Here is a 22,318-nt window from a genome sequence, read left to right on the forward strand (position 1 = left end):
AAGTAAGGGCAGTAGCATGAACGTCGATTACCCATCATCGGCGTGACGAGGGCCATGAGCGCATCCCGCAGGCAGGACCGCGAGATCCTGCGGCTGGCCGTGCCCGCGTTCGGCGCGCTGGTCGCCGAACCGCTGTTCCTGCTCTCCGACTCGGCCATCGTCGGGACGCTCGGCACCGCGCAGCTCGGCGGGCTGGGCGTGGCGGGCCAGATCCTGAACACGCTGGTCTACCTGTCGGTCTTCCTCGCGTACGGGACGACCGCGGGTGTCGCGCGCCAGGTGGGCGCGGGCGATGTGCGCGCCGGGATCCGCCAGGGCGTGGACGGCATGTGGCTCGCGCTCGTCATCGGGCTCGGCGTGGCCGCAGTTGGGCAGCCCTTGGCGCCCTGGCTGGTGGACGCGCTCGGGGCGTCCGGTGACGTCGCCCCGTACGCGCACACGTACCTGGCGATCAGCCTGCTAGGCGTTCCGTCCATGCTGGTGGTGCTCGCTGGGACGGGCGTGCTGCGGGGCCTTCAAGATACGCGCACCCCACTGCTCGTCTCGCTCGGCGGCTTTTCGCTGAATCTGGCTCTGAACGCCGTGTTCGTGCTCGGCTTCGACTGGGGCATCGCCGGATCGGCCTGGGGGACGGTCATCGCGCAAACGGGCAGCGCGGCGGTCTATGTGGCCGTTGTCATGCGCGCAGCGCGTCGGCATGGCGCGAGCGTCCGTCCGGACATGGCGGGCCTGCGGACGGCCGCATCGGCCGGAGCGTCCCTACTGGTGCGGACGGCCGCATTGCGCATCGTCCTCATCGTCGGGACGTCCGTGGCCGCGCGTATGGGGGACACCGAGATCGCGGCCTACCAGGTCGGTTTCCAGGTGTGGACGCTGTTGGCGTTCGCCTTGGACGCGCTCGCCATCGCCGGTCAGGCCATCACCGGTCGATACCTGGGTGCATCCGACGTGTCTCGTGTGCGCGCGGTGACGCGGCGCATGGTCGTCTGGGGCGTGGGCTGCGGTGTCGTGTTCGGACTCGCGATCGTGGCGATCCGTCCGTGGCTGCCGTCGCTGTTCACGTCCGATCCGGACGTCCGGCATCTGCTGCTGGTGTCGCTGCTCATCGTGGCCGTGCTGCAGCCGGTCGCAGGTGTGGTCTTCGTCCTGGACGGAATCCTCATCGGCGCAGGCGACGGCGCCTATCTGGCGTGGACGACCCTCATTGCAACGGTCGTCTTCCTGCCCGCCGCCCTGACCGCCTACTGGGCGGAGTGGGGCCTGGTGGGCCTCTGGAGCGCGATCGGCTTGTGGATGCTGACCCGGATGCTCACCCTGGGCGCGCGCGCACGAGGCGACGCCTGGCTCGTCACCGGCGCCGTCCGGACCGCACGGGACGACGCCCCCGCCACCTGACCGGCACCGTCCGGCACGTGTCCCACCGGCCGACGAGAACGACCTTTGCGGACATAGCGTCAGCCTCACACGTCCCGCCCACCCCAGTCGCTACTATTCGAACATGTGTTCACCCGAGGGCGAGGGCATCGACCGCCTGGCCGACGCGATCGACGATCTCGCGGACGCCGCCTCCGAAGCGCTCACCCCCGAGGAGGCCACGGCCCGGATCGCGGGGCTGTGGTCTCTCGTCGGCGACCTCGATCCCGAGATCGCCCGCCGCCGCTCCCTTTACGACCGGCCGCGCGGCTCCGAATAGCCCCGAGAGGGTCCTCAGCCGCCGGACGCCACGGCGATCGCCCCCTGGGCCACCGCACACAGGGTCTCGCCGCCGTCGGCGTCCAGCGTGAAGATGTCGCAACGGCAGATGACGCGCGTCCGCCCGGCGCGGACGACCTCGGCACGGGCGCGCAGGGTCGTGCCGACGGCGGGCTTCACGTAGTCGATGGTGAATCCCGCGGTGACCAGGTTCGCGCCCGCGACCGTGCCGGCGGCGAAGGTCAGCGTGTTGTCGGCCGCGTACGCGAGGACGCCGCCGTGCACGAAGCCGTTCTGCTGCCGCAGTTGGTCGCGGATGTCGATCTCCAGGACGGCGACGCCGTCGCCGAAGGCCGTGATGCGCGCGTCCAGCAGGCGGCTGAACGGCTGCGCGTCCAGCACCTTGCGGGCGATGTCCAGGTCGAGTTCCATGTGTCCAATCCTCACTTCACTAGTGAAGCGAGGATGGCCGGGGCATCATCGCTCTGTCAAGATCGAGGCATGGCCGAACCCGAGGAGCGCCTCTTCTTCCTGCTGCAGCGCGCCGCGCACAAGCTGCGGCTCGCGGCGGACCGGCGCTGCATGGACGCCGCCGGGATCACCACGGCCCAGCTGGGCGCGCTGTACGCGGTCCAGGACCGGCCCGGCCTCACCCAGCGGGAGCTCGCCCGGACGCTGAGCCTGCGCGAGTCCGCCGTCACCGCGCTCGTCGCCCGGCTGACCGCGGCGGACCTGGTCGTCCGCGAGCCGCACCCGGACGAGCACCGCGCCGTCGTCCTGCGGCTCTCGGCGGCGGGAGAGGCCGCGCTGAGCGCCGCGCAGCCCGCGATCGACGGGTTCAACGGCGAGTTGCGCGCCGTCCTGGGCGACGCGACGTTCACCGAGACCGCCGCCGCCCTCGGCAGGCTCGCCGCGGACTGACCCCGCTCCCGCCCGATCAGCGGCTGCGAGCACATCACCGCCCTGGACGCCGTGCGGGCCGCCATCCAGCCCCGCAGGCAGCCCCTGCGACGGCCGCCTGGACGGGCCTCTACTTGCGGCGGTAGAACGGCGGGGCGCCGCTGACATCGTCCGACGTGAACGGCATGGAGCCGTCCGGCACGTCCGGAACCGGTCCGGGCGCCGGGAGCAGGGCTTCCGGGCTCAGGCGCAGCGCGACGTCGTCGCGCAGGTCGGGCAGGCGCGCGTACAGGCGGTCGCCTGGGCAGTCGGTGTTGTTCAGGTCGCGGTGGCCGATGATCGCCTTGGCGGGCTTGAGCTTGTACCGGACGCACAGCCAGGCGCAGACCTCGACGAGGGAGTCCCAGAGGGCGTCGGGGACGTCCTCGGTCATGTAGCTGCCCTCGTTCTCGATCCCGACCGTGTGGGAGTTGTGGCTGAGCACCTGCGCGCCGACGGCGAGCTTGCCGGCGCGAATGGCCGCCAGGCTGCGGTTGCGGCCCTCCATGACGACGCCGCCGCGGCTGATGGTGAGCTGCTGCCCGCTGTCGGCCCAGCCGCGTCCCTGCATGTGGAACCGCTGGATGTCGCGGGACAGCTGGTAGGCGTGCTCGATGGACGTGTCGGGCGAGTTCGGCGTCGAGGTGTGGTGCACGATGATCCGGTCCGGCTTCCGGTTCAGGACGGTGGCCGGATGGATCGGTGGACGGGCCTTCCAGTCCGAACGGGGATGGACGTTCGGATGCGGCATGCCGCCTCCGCGTCCAGGAATGTCATCGGGCCCGCTGTCGAAGCCGTCCGGGGTCGGATCCCCGGAGGCGCCGCCGGAACGCCTGGGCAGCGGACCGCCGCCTCGGGCGCCGTCATACCGGGTGCCGCCGTGGACATCGGACGTGGGGCGAGGCCCCGGGACGTTCTCCGCCATGGCCACATTCTGCGGCCCGCACAGCGCGTCCACCGTCCAGAGCCCGAGGACGCCGCCGAGCAGGCTACGCCGAGTCACCACCTCGGGGCGGGTCGGGGAGTTCCGCGGATCGCGGCGATCCGGCCGATCCGCGTGTTCTGGCTCTTCCGACGAAAGACCCTGCATGCCGACCCTTTCGAACCAACAGTGTGGTTACGGAAAGTAGTCCTCACACGGGTCCCGCCCCAAGCACCCGGCGGTTCACTGACGTTTCACATGAAACGGAAACGACCGGACCCCCGAAGCGGGGATCCGGCCGTTCCGATACCGGGGCGGACTCAGCCCTCGAGGACGTTGACGTCGATCGAGGCGCTGACCTCCGGGTGCAGCCGGACGCTGACCCGGTGGGTGCCGACGGTCTTGATCGGGTTGCCGATCTCGATCCGGCGCTTGTCCAGCTCGGGGCCGTCGGCGGCCTGGACCGCGGCGGCGATGTCGGCGGCGGTCACGGCGCCGAACAGGCGGCCGTTGCTGCCCGTGCGGGTGCGCAGGTTGACCTTGAGCGCCTGCAGACGGCCGGCGATCTCCTTGGCGTGCTCGACGGTCGCGATCTCGCGGGTCGCACGCGCCTTCTTGATCGACTCGATCTGCTTCTCGGCGCCGCGGGTCCACTGGATCGCGAAGCCGCGCGGGACGAGGTAGTTGCGGCCGTAGCCGTCACGGACCTCGATGACGTCTCCGGGCTCGCCGAGGCCGGAGACCTGCTGGGTCAGGATGAGCTTCATGGTGTTACGTCCCCCTGACTCAGCGCGCGGTGCTGGTGTAGGGCAGCAGCGCCATCTCACGGGCGTTCTTGATCGCCGTGGCGACGTCACGCTGGTGCTGGGTGCAGTTGCCGGTCACGCGACGGGCGCGGATCTTGCCGCGGTCGGAGATGAACTTCCGCAGCAGGACCGTGTCCTTGTAGTCGACGTAGGAGATCTTCTCCTGGCAGAACACGCAAACCTTCTTCTTAGGCTTGCGCGGAGGTGGCTTCGCCATCGTGGTGCTCCTTTGGGGAGAGCCCCGCTCACGCGGGAATGGACGTTGTGTGAATGATTAGAAGGGGGGGTCGTCGGAGAACCCGCCGCCCCCACCGCCGCCGCCGGTGGCCCAGGGGTCGTCGGCCGGGGCGCCGCCCTGCTGGCCGCCGCCGCCGAAACCGCCGCCGCCCTGCTGGCCCTGGCCGCCCTGGCCACCGCCGAAGCCGCCACCGCCGCCGAAGCCCCCTCCGCCGCCGCCCTGCCGCTGGGTCTTGTTGACCTTGGCGGTGGCGCTGCGCAGGGACGGGCCGACCTCGTCGACCTCGACCTCGAACACGGTGCGCTTCTCACCCTCGCGCGTCTCGTACGAGCGCTGCTTGAGCCGGCCCTGGACGATCACCCGCATGCCGCGCTGGAGGCTCTCGGCGCAGTTCTCCGCCGCCTGCCGCCAGACGTTGCAGGTGAGGAAGAGGGCCTCGCCGTCCTTCCACTCGTTCGCCTGGCGGTCGAAGAACCGCGGGGTCGACGCGATGCGGAAGGAAGCGACCGCCTGGCCGCTCGAGGTGAAGCGCAGATTCGGGTCCTCTACGAGGTTCCCGACAATCGTGATTACGGTGTCGCCTGCCATGGGGCTCGCTCCGGCTGGTGGTGGACTGGACCGCTCCGGCTCAGTGGACCTCGGGGCGGATGACCTTGGTACGCAGGATCGTCTCGCTCAGGTTGAGCTGGCGGTCGAGTTCCTTGACCGTCGCGGGCTCAGCCGTGAGGTCGATCACCGCGTAGATGCCTTCGGACTTCTTCTGGATGTCGTAGGACAGCCGACGGCGGCCCCAGACATCGACCTTCTCGACACTTCCGCCGTCGTCCTTGATGACCTTCAGGAACGGGTCGAGAGCGGCACCGGCGGTGCGCTCGTCGATCGCGGGGTCGAGAATGGTCATGACTTCGTAGCGACGCATGCTTGTCCCTACCTCCTCTGGACTGATGCGGTCACGGTCTCTCCGTGACAGGAGGGCTGTTGCGTCCGTCGCGGCCGCGCCTTTCGGCGCCCGTCCACACTGGCGGACCGGCCGCGAGACCGATACAGGCTATCAAGACTCGGCAGCGTGTGAGCCATTCCGGGACTCCCACCCCCGCCATGCCGACCCGGCCGCACCCGCGGGACGAAACCACCCGCGGCGACCACCGGACGCCCGTATCACCGCACCGTACCCGCCGTCAGTGACGGAAGGACCCGGCGTGCTGTGCCGGACGGACGCAGCGGCGGCGTTCGAGCTCGGCCATGATGTCGGCCATCCGCGACCGCATGCGGGCGGTCTGCGTCGTCAGCATGGACAGTTCCTCGACGAGCTCGGCGTCGCCGATGACCGCCAGTTCGCTCTCCCTCATGATCAGCCCCTCCCCGGCCGGACGCGTCCGGTCGAATTCATGTTCGACGTTACCGGGTGCCGCCGACATTTTCCGCGCACGCGCTCCGGATTGATCCCCGTCCGGCCCGGGAATCTCTGGGACGTGCGCGGCTCGTCCCCGCCGGGGGCGTCCAGCCGTCCTGGCGCGGGCGTCCGGCGGGCAGGCGCGTCGGCGCACGACCGACCCCGAAGAACACACCGCAGAGTCACACCGCACCTAGCGAGGGGGTGTCCCGATGCCACAACAGGGGGTAGCGGGGAGCAGCGGCAAGAGCGACGCCGTCGGCGCGCGCGCACGCGGAGGCGAGCGCCACGCGCTCCATGACGGGCTGGCCGGCGCCGCGATCACGATCGGGCTGCTCGCCCTGATCCTCGGCTGGATCCCGGTCACGCACTTCTTCGGCGCGCTGGCCGGACTGATCGGCTTTCCTCTGGCCCTTTACTCACAGATGACGTCCAAGACGACCGGTGAGCGCTGGCTGAACATCATCGGCCTGGTCGCCTCGTTCGTCGGGTTCGGCTTCGCGCTGCGGCACGGCGGTTTCGGCATCTGAGACCGCCTCTCTGGGGCACGTCCGGTACAGCCTCGCCCGCGGGGCGCGTCCGGGGCGTATCCGGGGGCGGTGGGCGGACGGGCGGATAGGCTCGTGGCCATGCGCATCGGAGCCCACGTCGACCAGACCAACCCGCTCGACAGCGCCCGCGCCCGGAACGCGGACGTCGTCCAGTTCTTCCTGGGCGACCCGCAGGGATGGAAGAAGCCGGTCATCCCCGAGGGTGCGGCCGACCTGGCGGGCTCCGGCGTGGACGTGTTCGTCCACGCGCCGTACGTCATCAACGTCGCCACGTCCAACAACCGGATCCGGATCCCGAGCCGCAAGCTCCTCGCGCAGCACCTCGAAGGCGCCGCGTCGATCGGCGCGAAGGGCCTGATCGTGCACGGCGGGCACGTGCTGAAGGACGACGACCCGGAGACCGGGTTCGAGAACTGGCGCAAGGTGTTCGAGCGGCTGGACGACGTGCCGGTGCCGGTGCTGATCGAGAACACCGCGGGCGGCGGCAACGCGATGGCCCGCAAGTTCGACCGGATCGCCCGGCTCTGGGAGGTCCTGGCGGGCGTCCCCGGCCTGGACTCCAAGGTGGGGTTCTGCCTGGACACCTGCCACGCGCACGCGGGCGGCGAGGATCTGATCGACGCCGTCGACCGCATCAAGGCGATCACCGGGCGGATCGACCTGGTGCACTGCAACGACAGCCGGGACGCCTTCGACTCCGGCGCGGACCGGCACGCCAACCTGGGCTCCGGCACGATCGACCCGGAGCTGATCCTCGGCGTGGTGCGGGGCGCGGGCGCGCCGGTCATCGTCGAGACCCCGTCCGACGGCCAGGCCGCCGACATCGCCTTCCTCCGCGACCACCTCTCCTGACCGGCCGCCTCAGCTGACCGGACGCGGCCTGCCGCCTCTCCGGACCGGCCCGCCTCTCCTGCCTGCGCTGACCGGCCGCCTCTTCTGACCGCCGGGCCTCGTTGGACGGTCGCCGCTGCCGGACCGACCACCTTCTGACCGTGCGTGCGGTTTGGCGCGCCCGTCCGCGAGCGTGGCGGTGCCGTGTTTCGGGTGGTCGTTCCGCTTCGTCCCCTGCCGCCCTGGCCGTCGCCGGCGTTCAGATGAGGGCGGAGTTGGCCAGTGTCGGCCGCACGAGATGGGAACTCTGGGGGCGCGGCGGGAACCGGCTCAGGGTACGGACCATCTAATATCGCGCAGACCCGATGTCACGACACACTGGCATAATCCGGATTCCTCTACACACCAGCGCACGCGCGAGCATGTTCGACGGCGGGCGCGCGACCCGATCGGGAAGTCAATGGCACAGCCCCCCTACGACCCGTACGGCGGTTACGGGCAGGACCCCTACGCCGCCCAGCAGCCCCCGCCGTACCAGCCCGCTCCCGTTCCCGCACCCGTCCAGCACAACTACTACGGCGGGCATACGGGCGTCCGGAAGACCAACGGCATGGCCACCACGTCGATGGTGATGGGCCTGCTCGGCATCTTCTTCTGCGGCTTCACGTCCGTGCTCGCGGTCATCTTCGGGCACGTCGCCCAGAGCCAGATCAAGCGGACCGGCGAGGAAGGCTCCGGAATGGCGACGGCCGGACTGGTGCTCGGCTACATCGTCGCCGTCGGCTGGCTCATCTTCTGGATCTTCTACATCGGGGTCTGGGCGGCGATCGTCGGCTCGTCCGGCTCGACCTCCACGTACTGACCCGAACGATCAGGTGAGGCGGGGGACGCCCGCGACCTCGACGCCGACGCTGGACAGCATGACGGTCATCGGGGTCGGGGTGTCGCGCCAGGACGCGACGGCCTCGGCGAAGACGTCCAGGGCCGTCCGGAAGGACGCCTGGTCGGCGTCGGCGAGTTCGGCCCAGGACTCGTAGAGCACCACGTAGCCCTTGTCGGCCGGGGCCCAGGAGAGATCGGTGAGGCAGTCCTCCAGGGCGTCCCAGTTGTCCCCGAAGTAGTCGGGGAAGTCGAAGGCCTCGGCGCACACGCGCAGGAACCCGTCCTTGTCGCGGGCGCGCCGGCCGTCGATGTGGAAGGGGCGCCAGCCCTGCTCCGCGGCGCGCTCCATCCAGCCGAGATCGTGCGACGCGCCTCGTCCGGGGGCGGCGCGCCATTGGTAGACGCCCGGCTTGAGCCGTCCGGTCAGCACCTCGTCGAGTGCCTGGTTCGCGTCCACGTCAACTCCCCGAAACCCGTGCCCGTCCGCCGGACGGATCATCCCCCGGTGACCACCCGGACGAAACTGCGGTAGTGGTCCGGCGTGTAGTAGCGCTCGCCGCCCCGGCCGCCGATCAGGCGGCGCGCTCCGCGGTCGCCCGCGCCCGGCGTCGGGACGGTGTACTCCTTGTAGTACCCACCCGGCTCGCTCGGCAGGCGGCGTTCGCGGTTCTCGAAGACGACCCCGTCCCTGCGGTAGGGGAACGGGCCGCCCGTGGCGATCAGTCTCAGGGTGCGCTGCGCCTCGGCGGGCAGGCTCGACGCCGGGACCTGGCGCATCGCGCCGGACGGCGCGGACGTGCGGCCGCTCTTCGGCGTCCCGGCCGTCTGGCGGGCGCTCGTACGCGTGGACGGGCCCGCCGCGCTCGCGTCGCCGCCGGACGCCCCTCCGCAGGCCGTGAGCCCGCCCAGCGCCAGCAGCGGCGCGAGGACCATCACCGGCAGTGTCCGTTGAAGCCTTCGGCCGACCGTCATCGGTGCGTCACCCTCCCTTTTCACCCGGTGATCGTCGCACACGGCTCGGGCCTTCCGTCCCGTCCGACGCGCTGACCTGCGAAATCGTCCCCCGGCGGCCGCGGGGGCACCGCCGGGCTCAGTGGTAGGCCCAGTCGAGCATGCGGGCGGCGTCGCGGAAGCGCGCGCCGGGCCGGCTCTGGGAGCTGTCGAGGACGGCGCCGAAGACCGTGTGCCCGTACCGGCGCGCGGCGAACAGGAAGCTGTAGCCGGCCTGGGACGTGAAGCCGCTCTTGATGCCGAGCAGGCCGGGGTAGTCGCCGAGGAGCGTGTCGGTGCTGGTCCAGGCGTAGCGTCCGTGTGTCCGGGTCCGCTGGGCGGCGTAGTGGTCGTGGTCGACGATGGCGCGGAAGTCCGGGAAGCTCATGGCGTACCGGCCGAGCGCGACCAGGTCGCGGGCGGTGGACCAGCCGGGCGCTGGCGGGAGGCCGGCCGGGTCGTTGAAGTGCGTGGCGCTCAGGTGGAGGCGGCGCGCGGTCCGGTTCATCTTCCGGACGAAGCCGGCGTGCCCGGGGCCGTAGGCGTTCGCGAGGGTCGAGGCCGCGTCGCAGCCGGACGGCACGAGCATCGCGGTGAGCAGCTCGCGCGCGGTGAACCCGTCCCCCGGACGCAGGTGCGCGGTCGAGCCGCGCCTCGCCGTGGCGTAGGCGATGTCGGCGGGACGCACGCGGATCCGCCGGTCGAGATGCCCCTCGCGCAGGACGACGACGGCGGTCATGACCTTCGTGATGCTGCCGATCGCGCGGCGCGTCCGGGCGTTCCGGGCCCAGAGCGCCTGGCCGGACGTCTCGTCCATGAGGAAGGCCGAACGGGCGTGGACGCCGCGGGGCCCTCCGTCACCGCCTTCGCCGGTGGACGGCGTTGTGGTGGAGGACGTTCCGACCGGCGCCGCCGCGGTCGCGGGCGCGGCGAGGGTGGTGAGGGTGAGGCTCAGGCCGACTGGGGCGGCCATGAGGAGCGTGATCCGCATGACCGGGTGAGTACCCCGCCGACCAGCGGATTCATACGGCACTTCCGAGATCTTGACCTTGGCGGCCCGGAATCGGACGAGTTGCCCAGGCCTGCCGGGGCGATGGGGGAACGGCGGAACACACCCCGGTCCCTGGGCACGTCCCGCCGTTCCTCACGCGTGGGATGAAGGTCGCGTTCACCCGGCCCAGCCGCCGGAGGAAAAGGTGAGCAGCTGGATGACGGCGAACGGGATCGCGGCCGCCAGGATCGCCCCGAACAGCCAGCGGTGACGCAGCGCGAGCACCCCGAACCACACCCACAGAGGCCACCACAACAGGGTCGCGCGCCCGATCGACAGGTAGTAGGACGAGGTCATCAGGGCCGCGAGCTGGAGCCCGACATAGGCGAGCTCCGGCCAGCGCCGCCGGTACAGCAGATAAAGCGAGAGCAGGACGCCGACCGCCGCCGCGAAGATCTCAATACGGAACGCGAGGGTGAATTCGTAATTGGAGTGGAACGCCGATCGCCAGGTGAGGGAGAACGCGTCCCACGGCATCGTGAATTGGCGATGCCAGCCGGCCTCCTGCGCGTGCTGCCACGCCATCCAGTCGCCGGTCCGGTGCCACTGGTAGGTGGTGTAGGCCGCCAGCGGGGCGAACGGCAGGACCAGCCAGGCGACCGGGCCCCAGCCCTGCTCACGCCGTCCGTGCCGTCCGACCACGTACTCCACGATCATCGCGAGGACGAGGAACAGCCCGGTGATCCGGACGGCCGAGGCGGGCACGGCGAGCAGCGCCGCCCAGGCCCAGCGGCCGCGCCGGGCCATCAGCCACGCGGGCAGCGCGAACGCCAGGAACAGCGACTCGGAGTAGCCCGCGAACAGGAACACCGCCGCCGGGCCCGCCAGCATCGCCGCGACCGCGCCGGCTCCGACCGTCCCGGCGGTGTCCCCGGGCTCGCGCTCGTCGGCGGCGGTGGCGGCGTCCATGGCGTGGCCGTTCGCGGACGACGCGGACCTGCGCCGGACGCTCGTCCGTGAAACCGCCACGTCCGTCGCATGGACGCCGCGCCGGACCGTTCCGCCCGCGCCCTCACCCTCGACGTCTTCGGTGTCGGCGCCGATGCGGGACGTCCATCCGGACAACCGCGCCCGGATCAGGCCCTTGCGGACCGGCCGGGCGTTCAGCTCGTCCTCGGCCAGGCGACCCAGCGCGAGCGCGGCGACACCGCCCGCGAAGAACGAGATCACCAGGCCGGCGAGCTTGTAGTCACCGCCGGTGAAAAGCCCGACCAGCTTGAGAGCGAGCGGATAACCAGGGAAGAATGCGGGCCATCCGGGATCGAACTTCTCGCCGGGGACGCCCCCGTAACCGTAGGTCGCGATGTTGAGGAAGCGCACCGCGTCCCACTGGGCCCAGCGGTCCAGGTACGGCTTGCCGTCGTAGATCGAGGGCAGCACCCGGGGCACGACGGCGACGAAGAACATCACGCCGACCCAGGACCCGAGCCAGAGGGCGAGCGCACGGCGGTCACTCGGCCGGAGCCGGCCGGTAGGTAGCCTCACAGTGCCATCAAATCCTGATCTTCGGGTGGTCGGTCGGCATACTCGTTCGTCTCACTCCATAGTCCGCGAAGCCAAAAGGGGGCCCCGGCACATGGATCCGGTCGCGATCGGCGAACCTCTGGGGCCGTGGGATCCCAGGACGCTGGGCTCGTACGATATCCGCCGCCGACTGGGCCGGGGCGGGCAAGGCGTCGTCTATCTGGCCGAATCCGCCGAGCACGGGCTCGTCGCGATCAAGCTCCTCGGCGGCGACGCGCCCGGCGCGGTGTCGGACGACGTGGCCCGCCGGTTCGCCCGCGAGGCGGACGCGGCGAAGGCCGTCGCGCAGTTCTGCACGGCGCGTGTCCTGACGGTCGGCTCCGACCAGGGGCGTCCGTTCCTCGTCAGCGAGTACGTCCCCGGGCCGTCGCTGCAGGCCCTGGTCACCGAGCGCGGCCCGCGGACCGGCTCCGACCTCGACCGGATCGCCGTCGCCACCGCCACCGCGCTCGTCGCGATCCACCAGGCCGGCATCGTGCACCGCGACTTCAAGCCGGCCAACGTGATCATGGGCCCGGACGGCCCGCGCGTGATCGACTTCGGCATCGCCCGCGCGTCCGGGCCGGAGGCCGCCACGACCACGGCCGTCGTCGGCACTCCCGCCTACATGTCCCCCGAGCAGATCAGCAGCACGTCCCCGACCAGCGCCGTGGACGTGTTCGCCTGGGCCGCCACCCTGGTCTTCGTCGCCACCGGACGGCCGCCGTTCGGCGCGGACGCCATGACGACCCACCGCATCCTGCACGAGCAGCCCGTGCTGGACGGCGTGCCCGAGCGCCTGCTGCCCCTGGTCACCGACTGCCTCGACAAGGACCCGTCCCACCGTCCGGCCGCCGAGCAGCTGCTGCTGCGCCTGCTCACCGGACGCGCCTCCGGGACCGTCCCGCCACGGCCCACCGCGTCCCAGATGCTCGGCCTGGGCGCCGATCTCGCCGCGAGCCCCCTCCAGTCCGGCGACCAGAGCACCCGGAACGACGCCGTCCGGCAGTCCCCGGCCGCGGCACAGAGCTTCCCCGGCGTCCCCGCGGTCCCCACCGAGAGTCCGGGCTTCCCGGGAGTGCCCGCTGACACCCCAGGTTCAGGCTCTCCCTCAGGTTTCTCCGCCTCAGGCGTCCCTGGCCCGCGAACCCCCTCAGGCGTGTCCGGCTCAGGTGTGTCCACAGGTGCTCCCGGCTCTGGGACGCCCGCGAACGCGCCCGGTTTTCCGGGTATGGCCACGAACCCGCCCGCGCAGCCCGGATCCCTTGCGGCAGGCCCCTCCTCCGGCCGTCCCGCTGCTGCCGCGCACTCGCCCGCGACGCAGCCGCCCGCGTCCGCGGCTGCTCACGGCATGGGAGCGGTGGGTCCGCCCTTGTCCCCGCACACGCTTCCGGGCCCGGCCGCCGCGCCGTCCAAACGCGGCATCGGCCCGGTGGTCGGCGTCGCCGCAGGTGTCGCGGCCGGGCTGCTCGTCGCCGGGGCGGCCGCCTACGCCTTCTGGCCGGACGACCGGCCCTCGACGCCCGCCGCCGCCATCGGCACGACCAGCCCGACCACGCCCCCGCCGGCGACGTCCGCGAAACCGTCCAGCGCTCCGACCACGGCGGCGAAGAGCAGCAGCCCGAGCAAGGCGCCGACCAAGTCGTCCAGCCCCAGCAAGTCGGCGTCCCCGCCTGACAAGAAGCCCCCGAAGAGCACTGGCGGCTGGTCCGCTCCGGCCGCCGCGTCCGGCATCAGCGCCTCCGGCGGCTGGAACATCGGGAGCGGCCAGTTCGTCGGGACGCTCGTGCTGCGCATGACCGCGTCCAAGGGCTGGGCCGTCTTCGAGCACCAGCACTCCGACGGCGGCCCGCTGTGCGACTACGGCGTCGAGTTCGCCAAGCCCGGCCAGACCCACACGTCGAGCTTCGGTTCCAAGTGCACCGGCATGTTCCGCATCCGCACCTGCCTGGCGAGCAACGTCGACACCAGCAGCCCCTACCCCCAGATCGACCGCACCCGCTGCACCCCCTGGCGAACGATCTTCCAATAACCCACGACCACGAACAAGGCGCGCCTCTCCCTTCGGGAGCGACGCGCCTTGTCGTCTACGCGGCCGGGAAACGGCGCGGGCCGCCGCCCATTTCTGGACGGCGGCCCGCGTCGGCGCTTTCAGCTCGGTGTCCCGCTCACTCGATCTCGCGCGGAGGCGTCCCCGCGTACTGGGGAAGCGCCTGCGGCTGGAGCCCGTTCGGACCGCCGGGCCCGGGGCCGGGCCCCTGGTCGCAGTTCGGGTTGTTCCGGTGATCATGGCACCACCAGGGCGGCTGCGGGTTGCCCTCGCCGTTCGGCGGCTTGTTCGGGTCGCAGATCGGCGGGTCCTGACCCTGCTGGCACGGCGGCCGGTTGCCGCTCGGCGGCGGCGAGGTGGACGACGGGGGCGGCGAGGTCGGGCTGGTCGGGGTGACCGGCTTGCACTTGTGCGACTTGCCCGGGCCCGGAGTCTCGCCGGGCGGGCAGCTCGGGGTGTCGGTCGGCGAGTCGGTCGGCGTCTCCGCCGGCTTCGGCGCGTCCCACTGCTTGGGCTGGGTGCCGCTGTAGTTCGGCTCCGGGAACGGCTTCGCCGGGAGGTTCTCCCCGTGGATGACCTTCTCCATGAAGGACTTCCAGATCTTCGCGGGGATCGTGCCACCGTAGACGCTGTTGCCCTGGAAACCGGGGATGCCCTGGATCGTCTTGTGATCCTTGTTGAACATCGTCACGGCTGTGGACAGCTGCGGGACGTAACCGACGAACCAGGCGGCGACGTTCTGCTCGGTGGTACCGGTCTTGCCGGCCACCTGGCGTCCGTCGCTGAGCTGTGCCCCCGTCGCGGTACCGCTGCGCACCACCGCCTGCATCGCCGTGTCGGCCTGGTAGGCGAGATCCTGGTCCATGATCCGCTGGGGCTTCAGCTGCTTCTGCGTGTCCGCGGAGAGCTTGACGTCCTCCCACGCCTTCTTCTGGACGTTGTAACGCTCGATCCGCTTGATCAGGTGCGGGGTGACCTTCATGCCGCCGTTGGCGAAGGCAGCGTAGCCGGCCGCCTGGTTGACCGCGGGAACGTCGGCGATACCGAGGGCGATACCCGCCTTGTAGCCGCCGCCGGCCAGCGCGTGCGGCTTAAGGGAGGAGTCGGGGACCCCGAACTCCTCGGCCGTCTTGGCGACCTCGCTGGTGTGCAGCTTGATGCCGAGCTTGACGTAGGCGGTGTTGACCGACTTCTCGGTGGCCTTGATCAGATCGATGGTGCCCATCGGGCCGTCACCCGCGTCGTTCTGGACGGGATATCCGCCCTTGGCGAAGCAGGTCGACCGGTCCGTCGCACCGGGGATGTTCTCGCCTTCGCCGTCGAAGCACTGCGGCGAGTGGCCGTCGATCGTGGACTTGATGCTGTAGCCCTGCTTGAGCGCGGTCGCCAGGACGTACGGCTTGAAGGACGAACCGGCCTGGGCGCTGGGGCGGAAGACGGTGTCGTAGTCCCCGTTGTGCTTCTTGTCGCCGCCGTAGAAGGCCTTGATCTCACCATTGCTCGGGTCGACGGCGATGAGCCCGCTGTAGATGTTCTTGGGCCACGACTTGACGTCCGATTCCTTGACGGCGTCCGCGGCGTAGCCCATCCACTTGGGATCGATGGTCGTGGTGATCCGCCCACCGTCCTTGTCCCAGTTCGAGTCAAGGTGGAGCCCTTGCAGCTCCGCGGTCACCCGCTGCTGGATGTAGACGGCCTGGGCGTTGCCCTTGACGTCGCTCCACGCGTGGGTGGTCTTGGGGAACTTGGCGCTCTGGTTCTGCTGGTCGGTGATGACGCCCATCTTGACCATGCCGCTCAGGACGTAGTGCCAGCGCTCGACCAGGAGCCTGTAGTTGATCGTGTTGCCCTGGGGCTGGGTGGCGAAGAAGCTCGGCCGCTGGATCATCGCCGCGAGCATCGCGGCCTCCGAGTAGTTGAGCTTCTTGACGTCTTTCCTGAAGTAGGACTGCGAGGCGGCCTGGATCCCGTAGGCGTTACGCCCGAACGGGACCGTGTTCAGGTACATCTCCAGGATCTGGTTCGCCTTGACCTTGCGCCGGAGCTTGATGGAGATGAAGATCTCCTTCACCTTCCGGCTCATCGTCTTGTCCCGGCTCAAGCCCTGGTAGTAGTTCCGGGCGAGCTGCTGGGTGATGGTCGAACCGCCCTGGACGTCGCCGCCGCTCGCCGTCTTGTAGACGGCGCGGGCGAGGCCCGTGGGCGAGACACCCCAGGTCTCGCTGTAGAAGTTGCGGTCCTCGGCGGCGAGCACCGCCTTCTGGACGACCGGCGGGATGTCATTGATCTTGACGCTCTGCCGGTGAGTGCCGGTCCGGGCGATCGGCGTGGTGCCGTTCGCGTACATGATCGTCGTGCCCTGGTCGTTCACGCCGTTCTGGGCCTGCGTGGGGACGCCGGTGAGCATGTAGCCGACGACGATCAGCGTCGAGAAGGCCAGCACGCAGATCGCGGTGACACCGGCGACGATCTTCCAGGACGGGACGTAGCGGCGCCAGCCCTCCTTGCGCGGCTTGCCCTTCTTGCCGCCACCGCCGCCTCCGCCGCGTCCGCGCCGACCCTCGGTCTCCTCCGAGCCCCAGAAGTCGCCGGATCCGCCGGGGCCGCCAGGACCTCCGGGTCCGCCTGGGCCGCCGGGACCCCCCGGACCGCCGAAACCACCTGGCCCGCCCGGGCCACCTGGGCCGCCGCCGCCCGGACGGCCGGGGCCGCCAGGACCTCCGGGGCCACCCGGGCTGCCGACGCCGGGGGCGGCGCGGCGTGGTGCGTTCTGGGGGGCGGCGCGGCGGCCACCGGCCTGCCTGCCTCCGCCCTGGCGGGACGGCGCGCCCCGGCCTCCGACGCGTGCCGGTCTGCGGCCGCGGGCGGGGGCGCCGGAGTCACCGTTCGGTGTACCCCGGCCGGGGGGCATGGCGCTACCGCCGGGGCGGCTGGGACCCTGCCCCAGGGGCGGGCCCTCTCCGTTTTCCGGTCCGTATTGGCTTCGGTAACTCACACGACCTCATTGGTGGGGGTACGTCTGTGCGTCGTCCGAGAGTACTGCTCACCACGGGGCGCTGGGGGCGGCCCTGACGGTCCCGGACGTCGGATCAACGAGGGAACGACACTAATAGTCCCTGTTCAGGAGTGGTTTTACGCTTTTGTCATCAAATGAGCCGGATCACGCTGAGTGCCATTCCAGCCACTTGGGGTAGATGACCGACTTCTCACTCCCTTGACATGACGCGAGCCCGACCCGACAGGTTGTCGGGCCGGGCTCGTCGTCAGCCGGTCAGATCCGGGGTCATGGTCGTGTCCTCGGAGGTGTCACGAGCATCCGCGGACGGTCCGTCACGGAGTTCGGGAAGACCGGACCGTTGCCGCCCCGTCCCTTCTTGTGCCCCTTGCAGCGCTGGTCTCCGTTGTGCAGGGAGCACCACCACTGCGGCGGCGGGTTGGACGGCGGCAGGTTCGGGTTGCAGTTGCCGTCCGGGAAGGGCGACTGACACGGCTGCTGACCGTTCCCGTTGCCGTCTCCGTTACCGCCCCCGTTGCCGTCGCCGCGGCACTTCGGGTCGTACTGCGCCCACGGGTTGTGGTCGCACCACGGCGGACGCTTGTCCTTCTTCTTCTCCTTGTAGACGTCCACCCACTTCTGCGGGGTGCCTACCCACGCGGGCGGCGGGAACTGCTCCGCCGCCATGCCCTTGGTCGCCTCGGCCATGTACGCGTGCCAGATCTTCGCCGGGACGCTTCCGCCGACGACCTCGCCGATGCCCGGGACGACCAGCGTCTTCCGGTCGTTGTTGTACATCGTCACGGCCGTCGAGATCTGCGGGACGTATCCGACGAACCAGGTCGCGACGTTCTTGTCGGTCGTGCCGGTCTTACCGGCCACCGGACGGTCCGACAGCGCCGCCGACGGCGCGGTGCCGCCGGGCTTCACCGGCTGCTGCAGCGCGTAGGTGACGTCCTGCGTGATCGGCTTGGACAGCGCGGCCCGCTTCACCTGCCAGTCCAGCTTCTGGTAGACCTTGCCGTCCGCCGTGGTGACCTTGCGGAGCACGTGCGGCTGGTAGTAGGTGCCGCCGTTGGCGAACACCGAGTACCCGGACGCCTGCTCGATCGGCCGGATGTTGTTGATGCCCAGCGCGATGCCGTACTGGCCCTTGTAACTGTCGACCATGTCGGAGCTCACGCCGAGTTGTTCGGCCATCGAGACGATCTGGGACGGACCGGTCTTTATCGCCAGCTGCGCGAACGCGGTGTTCGTCGATTCCTTCATCGCCTGGATGAGGGTGATCCCGCCCTTGGCGCTGTGGGAGTTCGGTAGACCGCCCTGCGTCACGTCGTTCGGCGCACCGCCCTTGACCGACTTGCCGTCGCTGTCGAAGCCCATGCCGGATCGTCCCTCGACCAGGCTCTTCAGGCCGTAGCCCTTCTCCAGCGCGGCGGCCAGGACGTACGGCTTCATCGCCGAACCGGCCTGGGCACTGCCCATCCAGACGTTGTCGTAGGAGTCCTTCAGGTAGCTCGGGCCACCGTAGATGGCCTCGACCTCGCCGTTGTTCGTATTGACCGACGCCAACCCGAGCCGGATGTGCTTCTTCAGCAGTTTGTTGGGGTCGACGCCCGGAACCGTGTTCTCGACGGCGACCTTCGCCGCGGTCATCTTGCGCTTGTCGAAGGTCGTGGTGACCCGCAGGCCCTTCTCGATGACCTTCTGCTCGTCGATGCCCTGCCGGTCCAGCTCCTTCAGCGAGCGCTTGATGATGTAGCCGCGCCACCCGCCGAACGTGGACGGACCGCCGATCGGCTTCGTCTCGGGCATCTGCTTGCTGTACTGCGCGAACTGCTGGTCGGTCAGGTGATGCATCTTGTGCATCCCGTCCAGGACGTACAGGTAGCGCGCCTTGGTCTCGGCCGCCCACTGCTTGTTGCCGCTGCGCGGGTCGTACTTGCCCGGCTGCTGGATGATCGCGGCGAGCAGCGCGCCCTGGTCCGGCTTGAGCTCGCTGACGTGCTTGCCGAAGTAGGTGTTGGACGCGGCCTCGATGCCGTAGGAGTTGCGGCCGAAGTAGATCGTGTTCAGGTACAGCTCGAGGATCTTGTCCTTGCTGCCGAGCTTGTCCTCCAGCTTCAGCGAGATGAACAGCTCCTGGAACTTGCGGCCCATCGTCCGCTTGTCGTTCAGGTAGTAGTTCTTCGCGAGCTGCTGGGTGATCGTCGATCCGCCCTGCGTGTCGCCGCCGGACACGTTCGTCCACACGGCGCGGCTGATGCCCGAGACCGAGAAGCCGCTGTCACTGAAGAACGAGCGGTTCTCGGCGGCGACGACCGCGTACTGGACGTCCTTCGGCACCTTGCTGATCGGGACCGTGACGCGGTTCTTGCCGATCCGGCCGACCTCGGTCTTGCCGTCGTTGTAGTAGAAGATCGCGGCGGTCTTCGTCGCGTCCGCGTTCCCCTCGTCCGGGACGGGCGTCTGCGCGTACGCGATGCCGATCATCGTGCCGAGGCCCGCCGAGACGAGCAGCCCTGATCCGACGACCAACTTCCAGGACGGCAGGAACCGCCGCCATCCGGTCCTCCGGGACCGCAGATGGTCGTACCAGTGCCGCGGACCGTTCTCCGGCGGCTTCCGCCGGCGTCCACCCCCGCCCGGGCCACCCGGTCCGCCGGGGCCCCGAGGACCTCCGGGACCGCCAGGCCCTCCGGGACCGCGCGGTCCTTCGGGCTCGCCGTAGCCGAACGTGAACACGCCGGGCACGGCGCCCTCGCCCGGCAGCCCCCTCGGAGCACCGGCGGGCTTCATCCCCGGCCCACCAGGACCGCCAGGCCCACCGGTCCCGGGCATCCCAAAGCTGTTCGGTCCTCCAGGCCCTCCAGGCCCTCCAGGCCCTCCCGGGCCGTTCGGGCCGTTCGGGCCGTTCGGGCCGGGGTTGGGGGGAAGGCCAGGCGTGTCGAAGCTCGCCGTCGCGCCGGGTCCGCCCGGAGTTCCCTGGCCGCCGAAGGACGGCGCGCCCAGCGGAGGGCTCGTGCCGGGCGGGGCTCCGAAGCCCCCTGACGGGATGCCCTGTTCACCTGGTCCCGCGGACGGCGGGGAGCCGCCCGGGGGCGCGCTGCCGCCGGGGCCGCCGAAGGCGCCGGAGGCGTCGCGGCCGGGGTTCGGAGGGGTGCTCGCCGGCATGTCCGGGCTGCCGCCGGGCGCGGGGACGTGCCGTCCGCCCGGCCGCAGCGGACCGGGTTCCGGTCGGGGCTGGCCTGGAGTGCTCACGTGACCTCGTTCGGCAGGGAACTACGACAGGTGTGGTGTCGGAAGAGTACTGGGACCCTCGGGGAACGGGAGAGGCACGTGCCGGGTGCCGACGAGACCTTGGCGCGGCGCGCGGCGGCGCGCACGTGGGCCGCGGCCGGTGAACGGGCAGGTCCAGCGGGGGGTCCCCGCGTGTGGACGGGCTCACCGGTCAGGCGGCGGATCTCCGTGACCGAGGACATAGGAACGCAACAGGTGGTTCCAGGCACAACTCTGGCATACCTCGACCACAAAGACCCTGAATTCGCCGTAGCGGCGCGCCATCTCGGCCAGCTCGGCGTGCCCGGTGACCCGCCCGGCGAGCCGTCCGAGCTCGTCCCCGTAGACGTACCGGACGAGCGTGAGCGGGACGGCGTGGCAGACCGGGCAGGGCGCCTCGGTCGGTTCCCCGTGGAACCGGGCCGCGCGCAGGAGGTAGGGCTGGGCGTCGCAGGCGTCCGCCCTGGTCAGGTGTCCGGAACGCAGTCCGGCGAGGGCCGCGCGCTTGGCCAGGCCGTAGTCGACGACCAGCCGCGGCCTCATGGGCGGCGGTCCCGAGCACCGTGTCCGGCCCGCATGCCAGCAGGGTAAGCCCGGCCGCCCGGCTGTGGAAGATCGCCCGCTCCGCCTCGGGGACGCCTGCCACCCCGCCGGAGATCGCCCCCTCCGCTACACAGCGTTGCCTCTTCGCATCCGACAGTCGTCTACCGCACTGCGAAGGAACGGTGTCAGCGCGTCCGTCGGCGGAGGCCGGCGGGGTCGGACTGCGAGAGAAGGAGCACGTCAGGGGTGGGACGCCCGGTGTGTGCGGCCGCGATCACATCGGGGCGGACTTGCCAGGAGGCGCGACGGTACGTATCTTTCAGATGTATCGAGTCGATACATTCACTCGATACATCACATGGAGACATCGGCTCCGCGGACGAACGGGACGGGCTCATGGCGGGCAAGAAGGGCGCGGGCGTGCTGGAGCTCGCCGTGCTCGGGCTGCTTCACGAGTCCCCGATGCACGGGTACGAGCTGCGCAAGCAGCTCAACATCCTGCTCGGCATGTTCCGCGCGTTCTCGTACGGCTCGCTGTACCCGTGCCTCAAGCAGCTCCTCGCCAAGGGGCTCATCGTCGAGGACCGGCCGCAGGAGCCGACGGTGCCGCTGGCACTGCAGAGCCGGCGCTCGAAGATCGTGTACAAGCTCACCGCCGACGGCAAGGAGCGGCTCGAGGAGCTGCTCACCGAGGCCGGCCCGGCGTCGTGGGAGGACGAGGGGTTCGGCGTTCACTTCGCCTTCTTCTCGCACACCCGCGCCGACGTGCGGTTGCGGATCCTCGAAGGCCGGCGCAGCCGGCTGGAGGAGCGGCTGGAGAGCGTCCGCGTCGCGCTGGCGCGGACCCGCGAGCGGGTCGACTCGTACACGCTCGAGCTGCAGAACCATGGGCTCGAGTCCGTCGAGCGCGAGGTCCGATGGCTCAACGAGCTGATCGGGCGCGAGCGGGCCGAGCAGGAACAAGCCAGAACAGCAGAACGTAATCAATCGATTCAGAACATGCCTCGGGAGACCGGCCGCTGACACGCGGCACGGCCTCGAGAGGGACAGGTGAACACCACCTCATGTCCCGCAGAGGTGGCGTTCGCCCTCCGGGGCGGGCGAGGATCGCAAACCGCTACAGAGAAGGAGCTACCGGATGGGTTCGGTGCGCGTAGCCATCGTGGGTGTGGGCAACTGCGCCTCTTCGCTCGTCCAGGGTGTCGAGTTCTACAAGGACGCGGCCCCCGAGACGCGTGTCCCCGGCCTGATGCACGTCCAGTTCGGCGAGTACCACGTGGGTGACGTCGAGTTCGTCGCCGCGTTCGACGTGGACGCCAAGAAGGTCGGCATGGACCTGTCCGAGGCGATCCACGCCAGCGAGAACAACACGATCAAGTTCGCCGACGTCCCGCCGTCGGGCGTGACCGTGCAGCGCGGCCACACCTACGACGGTCTGGGCGAGTACTACCGCGACATGGTCGAGGAGTCCGACGCGACCCCGGTCGACGTCGTGCAGGCCCTCAAGGACGCCAAGGTCGACGTCCTGGTGTCCTACCTGCCGGTGGGCTCGGAAGAGGCCGACCGCTTCTACGCCCAGTGCGCCATCGACGCCAAGGTCGCGTTCGTCAACGCGCTGCCGGTGTTCATCGCCTCCGACCCCGAGTGGGCCGC

At 70.5% G+C, this 22,318-nt stretch carries 23 protein-coding genes; 9 read left to right on the forward strand and 14 right to left on the reverse strand.

Going from position 1 to position 22,318, the window contains the following annotated elements; all coding sequences use genetic code 11:
* Nucleotides 1-54 precede the first annotated feature (54 nt).
* Both AB0L06_RS11320 and AB0L06_RS11325 read left to right on the forward strand, forming a co-directional pair.
* Nucleotides 55-1,395, forward strand: a complete 1,341-nt coding sequence (locus tag AB0L06_RS11320; protein ID WP_500230837.1) for an MATE family efflux transporter — start codon at nucleotides 55-57, stop codon at nucleotides 1,393-1,395.
* A gap of 103 nt (nucleotides 1,396-1,498) precedes the next feature.
* Nucleotides 1,499-1,693 (forward strand): hypothetical protein, encoded by a 195-nt coding sequence (locus tag AB0L06_RS11325; RefSeq protein WP_500230838.1) that lies wholly within the window; start codon nucleotides 1,499-1,501, stop codon nucleotides 1,691-1,693.
* A 14-nt stretch (nucleotides 1,694-1,707) separates the two neighbouring features.
* Here AB0L06_RS11325 and AB0L06_RS11330 read toward each other — a convergent pair whose 3' ends face one another.
* Nucleotides 1,708-2,124 carry a PaaI family thioesterase gene (locus tag AB0L06_RS11330; protein ID WP_500230839.1) on the reverse strand — a complete coding sequence of 139 codons (417 nt, stop codon included), beginning with the start codon at nucleotides 2,122-2,124 and terminating at the stop codon, nucleotides 1,708-1,710.
* Nucleotides 2,125-2,193: 69 nt separating this feature from the next.
* Here AB0L06_RS11330 and AB0L06_RS11335 point away from each other — a divergent pair, with 69 nt between their 5' ends.
* Nucleotides 2,194-2,613: a MarR family winged helix-turn-helix transcriptional regulator gene (locus AB0L06_RS11335; RefSeq protein WP_500230840.1), complete on the forward strand. Its 420-nt coding sequence runs from the start codon at nucleotides 2,194-2,196 to the stop codon at nucleotides 2,611-2,613.
* 109 nt (nucleotides 2,614-2,722) lie between these two features.
* Here the strand turns inward: AB0L06_RS11335 and AB0L06_RS11340 are convergent, their stop codons facing one another.
* The 6 genes from AB0L06_RS11340 to AB0L06_RS11365 form a co-directional block, all read right to left on the reverse strand.
* The gene (locus AB0L06_RS11340; protein WP_500230841.1) at nucleotides 2,723-3,634 is read right to left on the reverse strand and encodes a peptidoglycan recognition protein family protein; all 912 of its coding nucleotides are present in this window, start codon (nucleotides 3,632-3,634) and stop codon (nucleotides 2,723-2,725) included.
* Nucleotides 3,635-3,873: 239 nt separating this feature from the next.
* Complete coding sequence (gene rplI, locus AB0L06_RS11345; protein ID WP_500230842.1) at nucleotides 3,874-4,320, reverse strand: 50S ribosomal protein L9; 447 nt, start codon at nucleotides 4,318-4,320, stop codon at nucleotides 3,874-3,876.
* A gap of 19 nt (nucleotides 4,321-4,339) precedes the next feature.
* Nucleotides 4,340-4,576: a 30S ribosomal protein S18 gene (gene rpsR / locus AB0L06_RS11350; RefSeq protein WP_026403973.1), complete on the reverse strand. Its 237-nt coding sequence runs from the start codon at nucleotides 4,574-4,576 to the stop codon at nucleotides 4,340-4,342.
* Nucleotides 4,577-4,633: 57 nt separating this feature from the next.
* Nucleotides 4,634-5,185 carry a single-stranded DNA-binding protein gene (locus AB0L06_RS11355; protein WP_500230843.1) on the reverse strand — a complete coding sequence of 184 codons (552 nt, stop codon included), beginning with the start codon at nucleotides 5,183-5,185 and terminating at the stop codon, nucleotides 4,634-4,636.
* 40 nt (nucleotides 5,186-5,225) lie between these two features.
* On the reverse strand, nucleotides 5,226-5,516 hold the full coding sequence (gene rpsF / locus AB0L06_RS11360) for a 30S ribosomal protein S6 (protein WP_500230844.1): 291 nt from the start codon (nucleotides 5,514-5,516) through the stop codon (nucleotides 5,226-5,228).
* Between the two features lie 259 nt (nucleotides 5,517-5,775).
* Nucleotides 5,776-5,946 carry a hypothetical protein gene (locus tag AB0L06_RS11365; protein WP_500230845.1) on the reverse strand — a complete coding sequence of 57 codons (171 nt, stop codon included), beginning with the start codon at nucleotides 5,944-5,946 and terminating at the stop codon, nucleotides 5,776-5,778.
* Between the two features lie 256 nt (nucleotides 5,947-6,202).
* Between AB0L06_RS11365 and AB0L06_RS11370 the strand changes: the two genes are divergently transcribed.
* The 3 genes from AB0L06_RS11370 (at nucleotide 6,203) to AB0L06_RS11380 (ending at nucleotide 8,234) form a co-directional block, all read left to right on the forward strand.
* Nucleotides 6,203-6,520, forward strand: a complete 318-nt coding sequence (locus tag AB0L06_RS11370; RefSeq protein WP_500230846.1) for a hypothetical protein — start codon at nucleotides 6,203-6,205, stop codon at nucleotides 6,518-6,520.
* Nucleotides 6,521-6,619: 99 nt separating this feature from the next.
* On the forward strand, nucleotides 6,620-7,393 hold the full coding sequence (locus AB0L06_RS11375) for a deoxyribonuclease IV (RefSeq protein WP_500230847.1): 774 nt from the start codon (nucleotides 6,620-6,622) through the stop codon (nucleotides 7,391-7,393).
* Between the two features lie 439 nt (nucleotides 7,394-7,832).
* Complete coding sequence (locus AB0L06_RS11380; protein ID WP_500230848.1) at nucleotides 7,833-8,234, forward strand: DUF4190 domain-containing protein; 402 nt, start codon at nucleotides 7,833-7,835, stop codon at nucleotides 8,232-8,234.
* A 9-nt stretch (nucleotides 8,235-8,243) separates the two neighbouring features.
* Here the strand turns inward: AB0L06_RS11380 and AB0L06_RS11385 are convergent, their stop codons facing one another.
* The 4 genes from AB0L06_RS11385 to AB0L06_RS11400 all read right to left on the reverse strand — a co-directional run bounded on the left by AB0L06_RS11385 (nucleotide 8,244) and on the right by AB0L06_RS11400 (nucleotide 11,780).
* Nucleotides 8,244-8,711, reverse strand: coding sequence for a barstar family protein (locus AB0L06_RS11385; RefSeq protein ID WP_500230849.1), 468 nt, complete (start codon nucleotides 8,709-8,711; stop codon nucleotides 8,244-8,246).
* Nucleotides 8,712-8,749: 38 nt separating this feature from the next.
* Nucleotides 8,750-9,187: a guanyl-specific ribonuclease gene (locus AB0L06_RS11390; RefSeq protein ID WP_500230850.1), complete on the reverse strand. Its 438-nt coding sequence runs from the start codon at nucleotides 9,185-9,187 to the stop codon at nucleotides 8,750-8,752.
* A 157-nt stretch (nucleotides 9,188-9,344) separates the two neighbouring features.
* Complete coding sequence (locus tag AB0L06_RS11395) at nucleotides 9,345-10,235, reverse strand: D-alanyl-D-alanine carboxypeptidase family protein (RefSeq protein ID WP_500230851.1); 891 nt, start codon at nucleotides 10,233-10,235, stop codon at nucleotides 9,345-9,347.
* Nucleotides 10,236-10,412: 177 nt separating this feature from the next.
* Nucleotides 10,413-11,780 carry a hypothetical protein gene (locus tag AB0L06_RS11400; RefSeq protein WP_500230852.1) on the reverse strand — a complete coding sequence of 456 codons (1,368 nt, stop codon included), beginning with the start codon at nucleotides 11,778-11,780 and terminating at the stop codon, nucleotides 10,413-10,415.
* Between the two features lie 91 nt (nucleotides 11,781-11,871).
* Here AB0L06_RS11400 and AB0L06_RS11405 point away from each other — a divergent pair, with 91 nt between their 5' ends.
* Nucleotides 11,872-13,830: a serine/threonine protein kinase gene (locus AB0L06_RS11405; RefSeq protein ID WP_500230853.1), complete on the forward strand. Its 1,959-nt coding sequence runs from the start codon at nucleotides 11,872-11,874 to the stop codon at nucleotides 13,828-13,830.
* A 136-nt stretch (nucleotides 13,831-13,966) separates the two neighbouring features.
* Here the strand turns inward: AB0L06_RS11405 and AB0L06_RS11410 are convergent, their stop codons facing one another.
* The 3 genes from AB0L06_RS11410 to AB0L06_RS11420 form a co-directional block, all read right to left on the reverse strand.
* Nucleotides 13,967-16,759 (reverse strand): transglycosylase domain-containing protein, encoded by a 2,793-nt coding sequence (locus AB0L06_RS11410; protein WP_500230854.1) that lies wholly within the window; start codon nucleotides 16,757-16,759, stop codon nucleotides 13,967-13,969.
* A gap of 372 nt (nucleotides 16,760-17,131) precedes the next feature.
* Complete coding sequence (locus AB0L06_RS11415) at nucleotides 17,132-19,381, reverse strand: transglycosylase domain-containing protein (RefSeq protein WP_500230855.1); 2,250 nt, start codon at nucleotides 19,379-19,381, stop codon at nucleotides 17,132-17,134.
* Between the two features lie 906 nt (nucleotides 19,382-20,287).
* A complete protein-coding gene (locus tag AB0L06_RS11420) occupies nucleotides 20,288-20,665 on the reverse strand; it encodes a DUF5318 family protein (RefSeq protein ID WP_500230856.1) in 378 nt (125 codons plus the stop codon).
* Between the two features lie 396 nt (nucleotides 20,666-21,061).
* Between AB0L06_RS11420 and AB0L06_RS11425 the strand changes: the two genes are divergently transcribed.
* Both AB0L06_RS11425 and AB0L06_RS11430 read left to right on the forward strand, forming a co-directional pair.
* Nucleotides 21,062-21,688 carry a PadR family transcriptional regulator gene (locus tag AB0L06_RS11425; RefSeq protein ID WP_500230857.1) on the forward strand — a complete coding sequence of 209 codons (627 nt, stop codon included), beginning with the start codon at nucleotides 21,062-21,064 and terminating at the stop codon, nucleotides 21,686-21,688.
* Nucleotides 21,689-21,803: 115 nt separating this feature from the next.
* A partial coding sequence (locus AB0L06_RS11430) for an inositol-3-phosphate synthase (protein WP_500230858.1) occupies nucleotides 21,804-22,318 on the forward strand: 515 nt, incomplete at its 3' end.

The organism is Spirillospora sp. NPDC052269 (assembly GCF_040679435.1).
Lineage (GTDB): Bacteria > Actinomycetota > Actinomycetes > Streptosporangiales > Streptosporangiaceae > Spirillospora.

Coding starts and splice junctions, on each gene's coding strand:
- AB0L06_RS11380 (WP_500230848.1), top strand. CDS start 7,833: ATGGCACAGCCCCCCTACGACCCGTACGGCGGTTACGGGCAGGACCCC.
- AB0L06_RS11410 (WP_500230854.1), bottom strand. CDS start 16,759: ATGCCCCCCGGCCGGGGTACACCGAACGGTGACTCCGGCGCCCCCGCC.
- AB0L06_RS11325 (WP_500230838.1), top strand. CDS start 1,499: ATGTGTTCACCCGAGGGCGAGGGCATCGACCGCCTGGCCGACGCGATC.
- rpsR (WP_026403973.1), bottom strand. CDS start 4,576: ATGGCGAAGCCACCTCCGCGCAAGCCTAAGAAGAAGGTTTGCGTGTTC.
- AB0L06_RS11370 (WP_500230846.1), top strand. CDS start 6,203: ATGCCACAACAGGGGGTAGCGGGGAGCAGCGGCAAGAGCGACGCCGTC.
- AB0L06_RS11395 (WP_500230851.1), bottom strand. CDS start 10,235: ATGCGGATCACGCTCCTCATGGCCGCCCCAGTCGGCCTGAGCCTCACC.
- AB0L06_RS11375 (WP_500230847.1), top strand. CDS start 6,620: ATGCGCATCGGAGCCCACGTCGACCAGACCAACCCGCTCGACAGCGCC.
- AB0L06_RS11405 (WP_500230853.1), top strand. CDS start 11,872: ATGGATCCGGTCGCGATCGGCGAACCTCTGGGGCCGTGGGATCCCAGG.
- AB0L06_RS11425 (WP_500230857.1), top strand. CDS start 21,062: ATGGCGGGCAAGAAGGGCGCGGGCGTGCTGGAGCTCGCCGTGCTCGGG.
- rplI (WP_500230842.1), bottom strand. CDS start 4,320: ATGAAGCTCATCCTGACCCAGCAGGTCTCCGGCCTCGGCGAGCCCGGA.
- AB0L06_RS11420 (WP_500230856.1), bottom strand. CDS start 20,665: ATGAGGCCGCGGCTGGTCGTCGACTACGGCCTGGCCAAGCGCGCGGCC.
- AB0L06_RS11355 (WP_500230843.1), bottom strand. CDS start 5,185: ATGGCAGGCGACACCGTAATCACGATTGTCGGGAACCTCGTAGAGGAC.
- rpsF (WP_500230844.1), bottom strand. CDS start 5,516: ATGCGTCGCTACGAAGTCATGACCATTCTCGACCCCGCGATCGACGAG.
- AB0L06_RS11320 (WP_500230837.1), top strand. CDS start 55: ATGAGCGCATCCCGCAGGCAGGACCGCGAGATCCTGCGGCTGGCCGTG.
- AB0L06_RS11365 (WP_500230845.1), bottom strand. CDS start 5,946: ATGAGGGAGAGCGAACTGGCGGTCATCGGCGACGCCGAGCTCGTCGAG.
- AB0L06_RS11390 (WP_500230850.1), bottom strand. CDS start 9,187: ATGGTCCTCGCGCCGCTGCTGGCGCTGGGCGGGCTCACGGCCTGCGGA.
- AB0L06_RS11335 (WP_500230840.1), top strand. CDS start 2,194: ATGGCCGAACCCGAGGAGCGCCTCTTCTTCCTGCTGCAGCGCGCCGCG.
- AB0L06_RS11330 (WP_500230839.1), bottom strand. CDS start 2,124: ATGGAACTCGACCTGGACATCGCCCGCAAGGTGCTGGACGCGCAGCCG.